Here is a 14,113-nt window from a genome sequence, read left to right as displayed (position 1 = left end):
TTTTCCGACAAGATCATGCTCAAACTAAAGGGCCAGAGCGGAATTATGGCCTATTCCGCCGCCTGTTGCGCGCCCCTGACGCCTTGGGCCAGGGCCGCCGTCAGCTCGGCCACGGCGTTGACAGTTTTGCCGGTCGCCCGTCCCTCGGCGTCGAGGCTGTTCCTGAGCGCATCGACCAGCGCGGTGCCGACCACGGCGCCGTTGGCATGGGAGGCGATGTCGCGCGCGGTCTCCGGCGTGCGGATGCCGAAGCCGACGCACACCGGCAGCTTGGTGTGCCGCTTGATGCGGGCAACCGCCTCGCTCACGGCCGAGGAATCCGCGGTCGCAGCGCCGGTGATGCCGGTGATGGAGACGTAGTAGACGAAGCCAGAGGTGTTGGCGAGCACGGCCGGCAGGCGCTTGTCGTCGGTCGTGGGCGTGGCCAGGCGGATGAAGTTGAGGCCGGCCTTCATCGCGGGCAGGCAGAGCTCGTTGTCTTCCTCGGGCGGCAGGTCGACGATGATGAGGCCGTCGACGCCCGCGCTCTTGGCATCGACCAGGAATTTGTCGACGCCGTAGATGTAGATCGGATTGTAATAGCCCATCAGCACGATCGGCGTCGCATTGTCGTCCTTGCGGAAGCCGCGCACCAGCTCCAGCGTCTTCTTCAGCGTCATGCCGGCCTTGAGCGCGCGCAGGCCCGCAGCCTGGATCGAGGGACCATCGGCCATCGGATCGGTGAAGGGCATGCCGATCTCGATCACGTCGGCGCCCGATTTCGGCAGCGCCTTGATGATCTCGAGCGAGGTCGCGGGATCGGGATCGCCGGCCATCAGGAAGGTGACGAAGGCCGAGCGGCCTTGTTTCGCGAGCTCGGCAAAACGGGTGTCGATACGCGTGGTCACTTGCTCTTGCCCCTCAGGATGTCGCCGACCTGCGGGACGTCCTTGTCGCCGCGGCCGGAGAGGTTGACGACCATCAGGTGATCTCTCGGCCGCTTCGGCGCGAGCTCCAACACCTTGGCGATGGCGTGCGCGGGTTCGAGCGCGGGGATGATGCCTTCCAGCTTCGACAGCAGCTGGAACGCGGCGAGCGCTTCATCATCGGTCGCGGAAAGATAGTTCACGCGGCCGACCTCGTGCAGCCAGGAATGCTCGGGGCCGATGCCGGGATAGTCGAGGCCGGCGGAGATCGAATGCGCGTCCTGGATCTGGCCGTCGGCATCCATCAGCAGATAGGTGCGGTTGCCGTGCAGCACGCCGGGACGGCCGCCCGCGATCGAGGCCGCGTGGAGTTGCGTCAGTCCATGACCCGCGGCTTCGACGCCGAAGATCTCGACTGAGGGATCGTCGAGGAACGGGTGGAACAGGCCCATCGCATTCGAGCCGCCGCCGATGCAGGCGACCAGCGAATCCGGCAGGCGGCCCTCGATCTCCTGCATCTGCGCCTTGGTCTCGTTGCCGATGATCGACTGGAAGTCGCGCACCAGTGTCGGATAGGGATGCGGGCCTGCGACCGTGCCGATGCAGTAGAAGGTGTTGTGCACGTTGGTGACCCAGTCGCGCAGCGCCTCGTTCATGGCGTCCTTCAGCGTGCGCGTGCCCGACTGCACCGGCATCACCGTGGCGCCCAGCATCTCCATGCGGATCACGTTGGGCTGCTGACGCTCGACGTCGACGGCGCCCATGTAGACGATGCATTCGAGCCCGAAGCGCGCGCACAGCGTCGCGGTGGCGACACCGTGCTGGCCGGCACCGGTTTCGGCGATGATGCGCTTCTTGCCCATGCGCCGCGCCAGCATGATCTGGCCGAGCACGTTGTTCACCTTGTGCGAGCCGGTGTGGTTGAGCTCTTCGCGCTTCAGATAGATCCTGGCGCCGCCGAGATGCTCGGTCAGGCGCTCGGCGAAATACAGCGGCGAGGGCCGGCCGACATAGTTCTTGAGATAGCCGTTCATCTCGGCCTGGAACGCCGGATCGGCCTTGGCCTCGGTGTAGGCCTTCTCCAGATCGAGGATCAGCGGCATCAGGGTTTCGGCGACGAAGCGGCCGCCGAAGATGCCGAAATGGCCGCGATCGTCGGGGCCGCTGCGATAGGAATTGGGTTTGGCGATGTTCATCGAACACTCAACTCTTGGCTGGCGCGCGCGGCGCGAATGAAGGCCTTGATCATCTCGGGATCCTTCACGCCGGGGGCGCTCTCGACACCGGAGGACACGTCGACGCCACCCGCGCCGGTGACGCGAAGAGCCTCGGCGACGTTCTGCGCATGAAGGCCGCCTGAAACCATATACGGTAGCTTGAGCTCGAGGTTTCCGAGCAGGCGCCAATCAAAGGGCGTACCGAGGCCGCCGGGCCGCGTCGCGTCTTTCGGTGGTCGCGCGTCGAACAGGATGCGGTCGGCGACCGCCGTGTAGCCGGGCAGCACGGCAAGATCCGCAGCGACCTCGACCGGGACCGCCTTCATCACCGGGCGGCCAAAGCGCTGCTTGATGTCGCGCAGCCGCGCCACGCTCTCCTTGCCGTGCAGCTGGAAAATGTCCGGCGACAGCGCGTCCATGATGTTGTCGAGTGACGCGTCGTCGGCATCGACGGTGAGCGCCACCTTGAGCGCGCGCCCCTTCGCCTGGCGTCCGAGCTCCCGGCCGAGCTCCAGCGACACATGCCGCGGCGAAGGCGGAAAGAACACGAACCCCACCATATCCGCACCCGCCTCGAGCGCCGTTTGAAGCGTCTCGCGCGTGGTCAGACCGCAGATTTTGACGAGCAGGGACATGGGCTCAAAGCAAAGGGAGGCCGCAAGGTGCGGCCGGAAAACGGGGTTTTCGGTCGGGCCGCTTCTACAACGTCGCGCGCTGCTTGTCTCGCCCGATGGGCCCGTAAAGCCCGCCCCCAAAGGGAACGGGAAGCCGCTGCGAAGCCGGCTTTGCTGCGGCCGCCTGGGCCCGCAAATCGGCCAGTTCGACCCTGGCAGCCCGTGAATCCGCCTCGTGGCGGCGCGCAGCGCGGCGCCAGTGCCGCTGCCCGAGCCAGACGGCACAGCCGCCGGCGAAGACGCCGAGGGCGGCGACCAGGATCAGGAGCATGAACAGCGGCAGCGTCGCCGACATGGACGGATCGTTCGCGATGAAGGGATCGAACGAAACCGTGACGAAGTGGCGGTTGGCAACGGCGAAGGCCACCAGGATCAGGCCCAGCGGAATCACGATCAGCGCGGTCAGGAACTTTCTCATCGCGATCGCTCGTCTTGAATCAAGCTTGCGGCCGCATCATGCGGCTATCGGTTAAACTCCGACGTCGACATCCTCAGTCGGGCGCGCCGGGATCCGGATGGTCGCGGTTCAGCCGCTCGCGCATTTCCTTGCCGGTCTTGAAGAACGGAACGCTCTTCTGATCGACAGGCACATGAGCGCCGGTGCGTGGATTGCGCCCGGCACGTGCAGGGCGATGCTTGACCGAGAAAGCACCGAAGCCGCGCAGCTCGACGCGGTCACCGCGCGCGAGCGCCGCTACGATCTCTTCGAGAATCGCATTCACAATGTTCTCGACATCCCGCTGGTACAGATGCGGGTTGTGCTCGGCGATACGCTGAACAAGTTCGGATTTGATCATCGAGAGATAGGACCCGGGAGCGTGCGGATGACCATTTCCGTGAAAATACCTTGATCTGTCAAGACGCTAAATCAAGATTGAGTATCGTGAAAATGCGTGACAAATGCCGAAAAAGCGGGCTGACCCGATGCCCGTCAGACGGGAAAACCATCAGGCGCTCGCCCAGCCCCGTCAATTCGAGGCGGCCGGTTGCCACAGGGCGAGCATTCCATCCATTCCGAACCGATCGACCGCCTGCGCGACGCCGGTTTGGCCGATTTGATGCGCAATCGAGCCCAAACCAAGCGCTTCCAGCGTAACGGCAGCCGCCGTCTTGAGGAACGGCAGATCGCCAAAGCGCGGCTGGAGCTTGTAGTCGCGCACCGAAAGACCCTTCTTGACGCTCTTCTGCTCGACCAGCCAGGTCACCGCCGTCTTCTCGTCGCCGATCTGATCGATCAGCTTGAGATCGATCGCCTGGCGTCCGGTGAAGACGCGGCCATCAGCCACTTTCTCGAGCTGCGTGTCATCCATGCCACGCCGTTCCTTCACCAGCCCCTTGAACCAGGCGTAGGAATCCTTCACCAGCGCATCGAGGGCAGCCCGCGCTTCGGGGCTGGTCGGCTCGAAACCGTTGGGCGCGGCCTTCAGCGGCGACGATTTCACCTCCTCGACCTTGACGCCGATGGTCTTCAGCAGCTCGCTGACGTTGGGATATTGGAACAGCACGCCGATTGACCCGACCAGCGAGCTCTGCTGGGCGATGATGTGGTCGCTGGCAATCGCCGTGATGTAGCCCCCCGAGGCAGCCAGGCCCTCGACCACCACGACCAGCGGCTTCTTCGCCTTGAGCCGGACGAGCGAATCGTAGAGCTGCTCGGAGCCGGCGGTGGTGCCACCCGGCGAGTTGATGTGAACGATGACGGCCGCGGCCTGCGAATTCTCCAGCCGCTCCAGCGCCTGCGTACGATCGGAATCGCTGCGGATCAGGCCCTCGATCTGGACCCGCGCGATCGAGCCGGCGGAGGCGAAGGTGCCGCGCGCGCCGGGTGTCGCGATCAGCGCAAAGCTCGCAATCGCCGCGATCGCGATCAGCGCAGCCATCACGCGCCAGAACGTCAGCTTGCGGCGGATCCTGCGGCGATCGACGATGATGTCCGAATCGAGCGACATCGAGATATCTCCAAATGAAAGGCCGGACGCGTTGTGCCCTCACAGCGTGACCAACGGCTTATCTGGATACATCAATTGCGGCGTAATTTGAAGAAAACAAGGCCTGCGGCCACTCGGCCAAGTACGTCGCCAAATCCCGCGCGCGTTGGCAACCACGCAGGCTCGCCAATCTCGATCCTGTGTCTATGGGTCCCGGGCTCGCGCTTCGGGACGACAGCGGAGCATGGCACAACAAAAAAGCCCCGGCTCGCGCCGGGGCTTCGATGCAGCGAAATGCGTTTCGCTTACTTGCTGTCGCGGTTCTTGAGCGCGGTGCCCAGGATGTCGCCGAGCGTTGCTCCCGAATCGGAGGAGCCGTACTGCGCGATGGCTTCCTTCTCTTCGGCAACTTCGAGCGCCTTGATCGACACCTGGACCTTGCGGGCCTTCTTGTCGAACTGGATCACGCGGGCATCGACCTTCTCACCGACGGCAAAGCGTTCGGCGCGCTGGTCGTTGCGGTCACGGGCGAGCTCCGAGCGCTTGACGAAGGTGGTGAAGTCGGTACCGGCGATCTTCACCTCGATACCGCTCTCCTTCACTTCGAGCACTTCGCAGGTCACGACTGCGCCCTTCTTGACATCGCCCGGCTCGGCGAAGGGGTCGCCTTCGAGCTGCTTGATGCCGAGCGAGATGCGCTCCTTCTCGACGTCCACATCGAGCACCACGGCCTTCACCATGTCGCCCTTCTTGTAGTTGTCGATCACCTGCTCGCCCGGAAGCTTCCAGTCGAGGTCGGAGAGATGGACCATGCCGTCGACGTCGCCTTCGAGACCCAGGAACAGACCGAACTCGGTCTTGTTCTTGACCTCGCCCTCGACCGTCGAACCGGTCGGGTGACCTTCGACGAAGACCTCCCAAGGGTTGCGCATGGTCTGCTTGAGGCCGAGCGAAATGCGGCGCTTGACGGAATCGACTTCCAGCACCTGCACTTCGACTTCCTGCGAGGTCGAAACGATCTTGCCGGGGTGCATGTTCTTCTTGGTCCACGACATCTCGGAGACGTGGATCAGGCCTTCGATGCCCGGCTCGAGCTCGACGAACGCACCGTAGTCGGTGATGTTGGTGACGCGACCGGTGAAGCGGGCACCCAGCGGGTACTTGGCTTCGATGCCCTGCCACGGATCGTCCAGCAGCTGCTTCATGCCCAGCGAGATGCGGTGCGTCTCGTGGTTGATCTTGATGATCTTGACCTTCACGGTCTGGCCGATCGAGAGCACCTCGGTCGGGTGGTTGACGCGGCGCCACGCGATGTCGGTGACGTGCAGCAGGCCGTCGATGCCGCCGAGATCAACGAACGCACCGTAATCGGTGATGTTCTTGACCACGCCGTCGATGACCTGACCCTCTTCGAGGTTCTGCACCAGCTCCTGACGCTGCTCGGCGCGGGTCTCTTCGAGAACCGTGCGGCGGGACACCACGATGTTGCCGCGGCGGCGGTCCATCTTGAGGATCTGGAACGGCTGCGAGTTGTTCATCAGCGGCGCAACGTCGCGGATCGGACGGATGTCGACCTGCGAGCGCGGCAGGAAGGCCACGGCACCGTCGAGGTCGACGGTGAAGCCGCCCTTGACCTGGTTGAAGATGACGCCGTTGACCTTCTCGTTGTTCTGGAAGGCCTTCTCGAGCTTGCCCCAGCTCTCTTCGCGGCGCGCCTTGTCGCGCGACAGCACGGCTTCGCCGAGCGCGTTCTCGATCCGATCGAGGAACACTTCGACCTCGTCGCCGACCTTCAGGTCGGACTCACGGCCGGGGCCGGAAAATTCACGCAGGGCGACGCGGCCCTCGGTCTTCAGGCCGACGTCGATGACGGCCATGTCCTTTTCAATTGCAACCACCTTGCCCTTGATGACGGAGCTTTCCTGCAGGTTGCCGCCTGCGAAAGACTCGTCGAGCATCGCGGCGAAATCGTCGCGCGACGGGCTATAGGTATCAGCAGAAGTCGAAGCCATTTGTTCTCCATTTGCGGATGTCGTGCCGGCCGTTGGGTTCATGGGCGCATCGCACACGCAGTGTCGGAAGGTCCGCAAAACCTTCGAGCGACCGCTCGCTGCTCCGGCCTGAGAGGCGAAACAGCGGAAGCGGGCCGGCTGGGCCCGCGCGTTCGATACGTGGAAATCTTATGTCCGGAGCCTGGATCGCGTCGGGCCCGAACAGGGGACCGAGGTATCGACCTCAAAGAGCGGGAGCGGGCACTTCCTCCAATGACGGCGGCGGCTTAACCCCGCGACCGGCCCGCTCGGACGGCCTCGATAATGTCGATGGCGGCCCGGACGCCGCCTTCTATATCCAGTTGGGAGTTATCTAGCAAGTAAGCATCCGCGGCCGGCTTCAGGGGGGCAATCGGCCGGTTCTGGTCACGCTCGTCGCGCTGCATGATGTCGGCGAGCACGGCCGCTTCGTCCGCCTCCTCGCCCCGTGCCAGTGCTTCCATGGTCCGGCGGCGGGCACGGACCTTGGGATCGGCAACGACGAAGATCTTCACGTCGGCATGCGGGCAGATCACCGTTCCAATGTCGCGGCCGTCCAGCACGGCGCCGGGCGGATCGGCGGCGAATTGCCGTTGAAAATTCACCAGGGCCTCGCGGACCCGTGGGAACGCCGAGACGATCGAGGCGCCCTCGCCGGCCTTCTGGGTCTTCAGGGCCGGATTGCCGAATTTCTCGGGATCGAGTTCCAGCGCCGCCGCGACCGCGGCCTCCTCGTCCCGGAGATCGCGGCCGGACTGCATCAGGGCATAAGCCACCGCGCGGTAGATCACGCCGGTATCGAGATGACGATAGCCGTAATGGTGCGCGAGACGCTTGCCGAGCGTCCCCTTGCCTGAGGCCGCGGGCCCGTCGATGGCGATGATCATGAAAACTCGGCCCCTAGCGAACGCATCATCGGAATGAAGTCCGGGAAACTGGTGGCGATGAAGGCGGTGTCATCGACGGTCACCGGCTGATCGGAGGCGCAGCCCATCACCAGGGCGGACATCGCGATGCGATGGTCCATATGGGTGGCGACAGTGCCGCCGCCGGGGACGTGACCGCGGCCTTCGACGATCAGGTCGTCGCCGGAGACCTCGACCTTCACGCCGTTGACGCGCAGCATGGCGGCGGTGGCCTCAAGGCGATCCGATTCCTTGACGCGCAGCTCCTGCAGGCCGCGCATGATCGTCGTGCCCTCGGCGAAAGCGGCTGCCACCGCCAGCACCAGATATTCATCGATCATCGAAGGCGCGCGCTCCGGCGGTACGTCGACGCCGCGCAGCTTCGAGGCGCGTACACGCAAACGCGCCATCGGCTCGCCGGCATCGCCGCGAACCTCGCTCTCCTCGATGAAGCCGCCCATTTCGCGCAGCGTTGTAAACAGGCCGGTGCGCAGCGGATTGGTCATGACGTCGGTCAGCACGATATCGGAGCCCTCGACGATCAACGCGGCGACGATCGGGAACGCCGCGGAGGAGGGATCGGCGGGCACAACGACGGTGGCGCCATGCAGCTCGGGCTGGCCGACCAGTGTGATCTTGCGGCCATGCGTGCCCTCGCGCGTGGAGGTGATATCCGCGCCGAAATGCTTGAGCATCAGCTCGGTGTGGTCGCGGCTGGCCTCGCTCTCGATCACGGTCGTGGTGCCGGGCGCGGCGAGACCCGCCAGCAGCACCGCCGATTTGATCTGGGCCGAGGCGACGGGGGTCTGGTAGGTGATCGGCAGCGGATCGCGCGCGCCTTGAAGTGTCAGGGGCAAACGGCCGCCCTCGCCACCGGCGATGACCCTGGCGCCCATCTTTTCCAGGGGATCGAGAATCCGGCGCATCGGGCGGCTGCGCAGCGAGGCGTCGCCGTCGAACACCGCAGAGATCGGGCAGCCGGCGACGGCGCCCATCACCAGCCGGCAGCCGGTCCCGGAGTTCCCGAAATCCAAGGGAGCCTTGGGCTGGGCGAAGCCCGCGACGCCCACGCCCTGCACCTTCCAGGCAAAATCGCCGTTTCGCTCCACGGTGGCGCCCAGCGCCTGCATCGATTTGGCGGTGTTGAGGACGTCCTCGCCCTCCAGCAGGCCCGAAATCCTGGTCTCGCCCACCGCGAGCGCGCCCAGGATGAGGGCGCGATGGGAGATCGACTTGTCCCCGGGCACCCGTACTTTCCCGGTCAGGGACCCGCTGGCGCGAGCCTGGAGCGGCCTCGTTTGGTCGGAATGGGTCACGATCGTGTCCTTGGATGTGCCCTCGAGGGGGCCCGGCGCAGGTACCACATGGTCAGCACCTCGTCACGGGCATGTCGTTCTCCCGTAATGCGCTATTGACAGCGGCCCGCCAACTAGCCAAGTGAAACACCGCTTTTTCAGACATTCCCAGGATTCCTGCCGTGGCCAAGTCAGAACTCGGAACCAAACGTATTTGCCCGACCACGGGCAAGAAGTTCTACGACCTCAACAAGAATCCGGTGATCTCGCCCTATACCGGCGAAGTCGTGCCGATCGCCCCCGTCGCGCCCGCACGCGTGCCTCGCGGCGCCGAAGCCCGGCACGCGGCAACGGCGGACGCCACGCCGGAGCCGGCAGAGGTCGAAGAGGTCTCGCTCGAGGAGGCCGACGCCGAGGAGAACAGCGGCAAGGTCAAGGCCGTGGTGCCCGAATCCGAGGACGATATCGAGGTCGACGAGACCCTCGATGACGACGATGACGATGATTCGACCTTCATTGCCGACGAAGAAGAGGGCGATGAGGACGTGACCGACATCATTGGTGATGTCGGAGGTGATGAAGAGACTTGAGATCGGCCCTGATCTGTGAAAAAGGGTGCACCGCGCGAGTCACCAGGGCTCGCCGGTGCGGGTGATCCACCAGGATCCCCACAAGGACTAAGGGGCCATAGCTCAGCTGGGAGAGCGCTTGCATGGCATGCAAGAGGTCGGCGGTTCGATCCCGCCTGGCTCCACCACGCTTCGCCCTTCGGGCTACGCGTGGCGCAGCTGCGCGGAGCCTGAAGGGTGAAGCGTGGTGTCCGGCGAAGCCCGAAGGGCGAAGACGGACTGGTGAGTATCCCGCCTAACGACGACCCGGGCGACACCATCAATGTGGTACGCCTACATCCTTCGCAGCATCGAATTTCCCGATCAGGAATACGTCGGCGCCACCGAGAATTTGAAGCGGCGCATTCCGGAACATAATGCCGGCAAATCCAGTCACACCGCCAAATACAAGCCGTGGAAGCTGATCTGGTACTGCGCCTTCCCAGACAAGCATAAAGCGCTCGCGTTCGAGGCGTACCTGAAGTCACACTCAGGCCGCGCCTTCACGAAAAAGCGGTTGGCCTAAGCCCCCCTACTCCCCGATCACCGCATTCAGCCGATCCCGCAGCGCGACGATCTCGTCCTTCATCGCCACCAGCTCCGACACCGAGCAATCCGACGCTGCCAGGATCGATTGCGGCACGGCGCGCGCCTTGTCCTTCAGCGCATGCCCTTGCGGGGTCAGCGCGATCAGGACCTGGCGTTCGTCCTCGCTGCTGCGCGTGCGCCTCACGAGATGCGCGGCCTCCAGGCGCTTGAGCAGGGGCGTCAGCGTGCCCGAATCCAGGAACAGCTTCTCGCCGATGTCCTTGACCGGCACGTCGTCGCGCTCCCACAGCACCAGCATGACCAGATATTGCGGATAGGTCAGGCCGAGCCGGTCCAACAGCGGCTTGTAGACGCGGTTGAAGGCGTGCGCGGCCGAATAGACCGCGAAGCAGATCTGGTTGTCGAGCCGCAGCGGGGCGTCCGCTGCCGAATGTTTTCGAGGCATGGCGAATCTCGCGGGATGTCCTCTCATTTTGGGCCCGGCGGGCGGCACATTCAATTGCGAACAATTAAATGTGAGACACTCCAATTTCGATTGCGCGCAATCTAATTGTCTGCGATAGAGATTGCACCCCAACCGGACGACCGAGGAGACGACAATGTCCGTGAATGTCCTCTACAAGACCAGCGCCAAGGCCACCGGCGGCCGCGACGGCCATGCCGCGACCCTCGACGGCGCGCTCGACGTCAAGCTCACCACGCCGAAGGAGCTCGGCGGCGGCGGTGGCGCCGGCAACAATCCCGAGCAGCTGTTCGCGGCCGGCTATGCCGCCTGCTTCATCGGCGCGATGAAGTTCGTATCGTCGCAGGGCGGGCCGAAGGTGCCTGCTGATGCCTCCGTGACCTCGACCGTCGGCATCGGCCCGCGTTCCGAGGGCGGCTTCGGCCTCGATATCGATCTCGCCGTCTCGCTGCCGGGCCTCGCCCGCGCGGAGGCCGAGGCGCTGGTCGAGAAGGCGCACCAGGTGTGCCCGTACTCCAATGCCACGCGCGGCAATGTCGACGTTCGCCTGACGGTCGTCTGATCGAAGAGGCGGATTGGCTGGCCTGGGATCCCCCTCGGGCCGGCCGCTGCCATTTGCCATGTCGCGGCATGCGGTATGGGCCTGCATGACCCCCTACGCTCGGCGCCATTGCTGGCATCGGGAAACCTCGCTAGGCCTGTGATCAAATGACCGACACAGGGAAAGCGAAGGCATGACTGAAGCCGCCAGTTCTGAAGCCGCATCGGGCGCAATGAGCGGATTGCGCGTCATCGATCTCACGCGCGTGCTCGGCGGTCCCTACTGCACCCAGATTCTCGCCGACCACGGCGCCGACGTGATCAAGGTCGAGCCGCCCGCGGGCGACGAGGTGCGCGACTGGGGTCCTCCGTTCCACGACGAGGACGCGGCCTATTTCATCGGCATCAACCGCAACAAGCGTTCGATCGGCCTCGACCTCGCCTCCGAGGGCGGCCGCATCGTGCTGCTCAAGATGCTGGAGACGGCCGACGTCCTGATCGAGAATTTCAAGCCGGGCACGCTGGAGAAATGGGGGATCGGCAACGACGTCCTCAGCAAGAAATTCCCGCGCCTCGTGCATTGCCGGATCTGCGGCTTCGGCGCCGACGGCCCGCGCGGCGGCAATCCCGGCTATGACGCCATCATCCAGGCCATGACCGGCATGATCGCCGCGACCGGCTCGCCCGAGAGCGGACCGATGCGGATCGGCGTGCCCCTGGTCGACATCGGCACCGGCCTCTACGCGGCGATCGGCATCCTGATGGCGCTGTCGGAGCGGCAGCGCTCCGGCAAGGGCCAGTTCCTGGAGACGACGCTGTACGAGACCGGCCTCGCCATCATGCATCCCCACACCGCGAATTACTTCATGCACGGCAAGCCGCCGTCGCTCACCGGCAACGAGCATCCCAACCTCGTGCCGTATGCGATCTTCCCGACCAAGACCGACAACATCTTCATCGGCGTCGGCAATGACGGCACCTTCCGCAAGCTGGCCAAGGAGATCGGCAAGCCCGAGCTCGGCACCGATCCACGTTTCGCCCGCAACAAGGACCGCATCGCCAACCGCGAGGCGCTGCGCGCCGAGCTTGCCGCCGTGTTCAGCCAGCACGAGGCCGAGCCGCTGTGCAATCGCCTGCTTGCCGCAGGCCTGCCTGCAGGGCCCGTGCAGAAGATCGACCAGGCCTTGCAGAACCCGCACACCATCGCGCGCGGCGATATTCTCGAGAAGGACTGGTACAAGGGCGTGGCATCGCCGATCCGGCTCGACCGCAGCAAGCCGAGCCTGCGCCGCCTGCCGCCGAAATTCAGCCAGCACTCGGCGGAAGTGCTGAGCGAGTTCGGCTACTCCAAGGCCGAGATCGACGCCATGGTCGAGAAGGGCACCGTCTGCGGCCCCGAGCGCAAGCGCTAGAGGCCAACACCTCCGTCCAGCGAATGATGCCGCACTGCGGCGCGGGCACGATAGTGCACCGCGAACGCAGGCGGCTGCCTGCTTCGTCTTCGCCTATTTGACGACTTCCCATTTAGCAGCGCTTGCTGCTTTCGTTTCTCCCGCTTACACAGTCATGTGAACGTCATATGGCGCTGCTAGCGCAAGCGCTTCTTTTGACGGCCCAAGGGAGGTTTACTTGATGGCTCTTCGACATTTTGGCGCGGCTACCGCAATTGCACTCACGGTCGGCATGACGGCGTCGCCCGCGCTGGCCGTGACGGAAATCCAGTGGTGGCACGCGATGACCGGCGCCAACAACGACGTCATCGTCAAGCTCGCCAACGACTTCAACGCGGCGCAGAGCGACTACAAGGTCGTCCCGACCTACAAGGGCAACTACGCCGACACCATGAACGCGGGCATCGCGGCGTTCCGTGCCGGCAACGCGCCGCACATCATGCAGGTGTTCGAGGTCGGCACCGCCACCATGATGGCTGCGACCGGCGCCGTGAAGCCGGTCTACAAGCTGATGGCCGACGCCGGCGAGAAGTTCGATCCCAAGATCTACCTGCCCGCCATCACCGGCTACTACTCGACCTCGAAGGGCGAGATGCTGTCCTTCCCGTTCAACTCGTCGTCGACCGTCATGTGGGTCAATCTCGACGAGCTGAAGAAGGCGAACGTCGAAATCCCGAAGACCTGGCCCGAAACCTTCGAAGCCGCCAAGAAGCTGCACGACAACGGTCATCCGACCTGCGGCTTCTCCGGCTCCTGGGTCACCTGGGTCAATCTCGAGCAGCTCTCCGCCTGGCACAACGTCCCGCTCGCCACCAAGGCCAACGGCCTCGACGGCTTCGACACCAAGCTCGAGTTCAACGGACCGCTCCAGGTCAAGCATCTCGAGAAGCTGGTCGAGCTCCAGAAGGACAAGACCTACGACTATGCCGGCCGCACCAACACCGGCGAAGGCCGCTTCACGTCGGGCGAATGTCCGATCTACCTGACCTCGTCGGCGTTCTTCGGCAACGTCAAGGCGCAGGCCAAGTTCAACTTCACCGCGGTGCCGATGCCGTATTATCCGGATATCAAGGGCGCGCCGCAGAACTCGATCATCGGCGGCGCTTCGCTCTGGGTCATGGGCGGCAAGCCGGCCGACGAATACAAGGGCGTCGCAAAATTCCTGACCTTCCTCTCGGACACCGATCGCCAGGTCTACATCCACAAGGCCTCGGGCTATCTGCCGATCACCAAGGCAGCCTATGAGAAGGCCAAGGCCGAGGGCTTCTACAAGGACCAGCCCTACCTCGAAACCCCACTGCTCGAGCTGACCAACAAGGAGCCGACCGAAAATTCCCGCGGCTTGCGTCTCGGCAACATGGTCCAGCTGCGCGACGTCTGGTCGGAAGAGATCGAGCAGGCGCTGGCCGGCAAGAAGACCGCCAAGCAGGCGCTGGATGCCGCCGTCGAGCGCGGCAACACCATGCTGCGCCAGTTTGAAAAGACCGCCGTGAAATAAGGCGACGGACGGTAGGCCGGCCAAGCCGGCCTGCCGCTCCTGCGGGCATC

15 protein-coding genes and 1 tRNA gene are annotated in these 14,113 nt (G+C 64.5%); 6 read left to right on the top strand and 10 right to left on the bottom strand.

Features of this window, described 5'->3' with window-relative positions:
• Positions 1-50 precede the first annotated feature (50 nt).
• From trpA to aroA, 9 genes are all read right to left on the bottom strand, one after another.
• Complete coding sequence (gene trpA / locus JQ580_RS10135) at positions 51-887, bottom strand: tryptophan synthase subunit alpha (RefSeq protein WP_212279802.1); 837 nt, start codon at positions 885-887, stop codon at positions 51-53.
• On the bottom strand, positions 884-2,101 hold the full coding sequence (trpB, locus tag JQ580_RS10130; protein ID WP_212279800.1) for a tryptophan synthase subunit beta: 1,218 nt from the start codon (positions 2,099-2,101) through the stop codon (positions 884-886). Before trpB ends, trpA begins: the two co-directional genes overlap by 4 nt.
• Complete coding sequence (locus JQ580_RS10125) at positions 2,098-2,757, bottom strand: phosphoribosylanthranilate isomerase (RefSeq protein ID WP_212279798.1); 660 nt, start codon at positions 2,755-2,757, stop codon at positions 2,098-2,100. The genes trpB and JQ580_RS10125 overlap by 4 nt, the downstream gene beginning before the upstream one ends.
• A gap of 64 nt (positions 2,758-2,821) precedes the next feature.
• Complete coding sequence (locus JQ580_RS10120) at positions 2,822-3,214, bottom strand: DUF1049 domain-containing protein (RefSeq protein ID WP_212279796.1); 393 nt, start codon at positions 3,212-3,214, stop codon at positions 2,822-2,824.
• 73 nt (positions 3,215-3,287) lie between these two features.
• Positions 3,288-3,593 (bottom strand): integration host factor subunit beta, encoded by a 306-nt coding sequence (locus JQ580_RS10115; RefSeq protein WP_007598410.1) that lies wholly within the window; start codon positions 3,591-3,593, stop codon positions 3,288-3,290.
• Positions 3,594-3,764: 171 nt separating this feature from the next.
• Positions 3,765-4,745, bottom strand: a complete 981-nt coding sequence (gene sppA, locus JQ580_RS10110; protein WP_212279795.1) for a signal peptide peptidase SppA — start codon at positions 4,743-4,745, stop codon at positions 3,765-3,767.
• Between the two features lie 284 nt (positions 4,746-5,029).
• A complete protein-coding gene (gene rpsA, locus JQ580_RS10105; RefSeq protein ID WP_199580596.1) occupies positions 5,030-6,736 on the bottom strand; it encodes a 30S ribosomal protein S1 in 1,707 nt (568 codons plus the stop codon).
• A gap of 266 nt (positions 6,737-7,002) precedes the next feature.
• Positions 7,003-7,641 carry a (d)CMP kinase gene (gene cmk, locus JQ580_RS10100; protein ID WP_212279793.1) on the bottom strand — a complete coding sequence of 213 codons (639 nt, stop codon included), beginning with the start codon at positions 7,639-7,641 and terminating at the stop codon, positions 7,003-7,005.
• Positions 7,638-8,975, bottom strand: coding sequence for a 3-phosphoshikimate 1-carboxyvinyltransferase (aroA, locus tag JQ580_RS10095; protein ID WP_212279791.1), 1,338 nt, complete (start codon positions 8,973-8,975; stop codon positions 7,638-7,640). The genes cmk and aroA overlap by 4 nt, the downstream gene beginning before the upstream one ends.
• Before the next feature lie 161 nt (positions 8,976-9,136).
• Here aroA and JQ580_RS10090 point away from each other — a divergent pair, with 161 nt between their 5' ends.
• From JQ580_RS10090 to JQ580_RS10080, 3 genes are all read left to right on the top strand, one after another.
• Positions 9,137-9,544 (top strand): TIGR02300 family protein, encoded by a 408-nt coding sequence (locus tag JQ580_RS10090; RefSeq protein ID WP_094976064.1) that lies wholly within the window; start codon positions 9,137-9,139, stop codon positions 9,542-9,544.
• 91 nt (positions 9,545-9,635) lie between these two features.
• A tRNA-Ala gene (locus JQ580_RS10085) sits at positions 9,636-9,711 on the top strand.
• A gap of 134 nt (positions 9,712-9,845) precedes the next feature.
• The gene (locus tag JQ580_RS10080; RefSeq protein ID WP_212279789.1) at positions 9,846-10,088 is read left to right on the top strand and encodes a GIY-YIG nuclease family protein; all 243 of its coding nucleotides are present in this window, start codon (positions 9,846-9,848) and stop codon (positions 10,086-10,088) included.
• A gap of 6 nt (positions 10,089-10,094) precedes the next feature.
• On the opposite strand, the gene JQ580_RS10075 is transcribed toward JQ580_RS10080, so the two are convergent.
• A complete protein-coding gene (locus JQ580_RS10075; RefSeq protein WP_212279787.1) occupies positions 10,095-10,556 on the bottom strand; it encodes a MarR family winged helix-turn-helix transcriptional regulator in 462 nt (153 codons plus the stop codon).
• A gap of 154 nt (positions 10,557-10,710) precedes the next feature.
• On the opposite strand from JQ580_RS10075, the gene JQ580_RS10070 reads away from it, so the two are divergent.
• The 3 genes from JQ580_RS10070 to ugpB all read left to right on the top strand — a co-directional run bounded on the left by JQ580_RS10070 (position 10,711) and on the right by ugpB (position 14,063).
• A complete protein-coding gene (locus JQ580_RS10070; RefSeq protein ID WP_018323436.1) occupies positions 10,711-11,136 on the top strand; it encodes an organic hydroperoxide resistance protein in 426 nt (141 codons plus the stop codon).
• A gap of 172 nt (positions 11,137-11,308) precedes the next feature.
• Positions 11,309-12,526 (top strand): CaiB/BaiF CoA transferase family protein, encoded by a 1,218-nt coding sequence (locus JQ580_RS10065; RefSeq protein WP_212279785.1) that lies wholly within the window; start codon positions 11,309-11,311, stop codon positions 12,524-12,526.
• Positions 12,527-12,746: 220 nt separating this feature from the next.
• The gene (gene ugpB, locus JQ580_RS10060) at positions 12,747-14,063 is read left to right on the top strand and encodes a sn-glycerol-3-phosphate ABC transporter substrate-binding protein UgpB (protein ID WP_212279783.1); all 1,317 of its coding nucleotides are present in this window, start codon (positions 12,747-12,749) and stop codon (positions 14,061-14,063) included.
• Positions 14,064-14,113 lie beyond the last annotated feature (50 nt).

The organism is Bradyrhizobium sp. SZCCT0148 (genome assembly GCF_018129985.1).
Classification (GTDB): Bacteria; Pseudomonadota; Alphaproteobacteria; order Rhizobiales; family Xanthobacteraceae; genus Bradyrhizobium; species Bradyrhizobium japonicum_H.
This window is presented reverse-complemented; position numbering and strand designations above follow the sequence as displayed.